Source organism: Pseudomonas sp. AC463 (assembly GCF_979253585.1).
This window is the reverse complement of the sequence record NZ_CEEDDZ010000777.1, coordinates 1-260: the sequence shown is the minus strand read 5'-3', so window position 1 is coordinate 260 and position 260 is coordinate 1. Positions and strand designations below refer to the sequence as shown.

Genomic DNA, 260 nt, shown 5'->3' with positions numbered 1-260 from the left:
CTCAAGCGCTGCATCGGCCATCGCCTTGAAGCACGGCCACAACGACAACGCCGAGGCATGCATCAAACCCAAATGCAGATCGATGTGGGCACCACTGCCGCGCTTGTCGACAAGGCCCGGCTTGGGCGACAAATCAGCCTCGTCGATCAACGCATCGACGGCCAGATCCGCCAAACACTCACTGAGTGACAGTTGCGGTTGTTTTGAATGAATCGCGCTCATCACCAACTCCTGAATTTGGCGGGCGGGCTATAGAGCCC

The 260-nt window shown here is 58.1% G+C and carries 1 protein-coding gene; it reads right to left on the bottom strand.

Annotation, left to right across the window (positions count from 1 at the left end):
* Positions 1 to 222, bottom strand: a 222-nt coding sequence (locus AC0IYH_RS32330) for a triphosphoribosyl-dephospho-CoA synthase (protein WP_471838414.1), incomplete at its 3' end; no start/stop codon positions are given.
* Positions 223 to 260 lie beyond the last annotated feature (38 nt).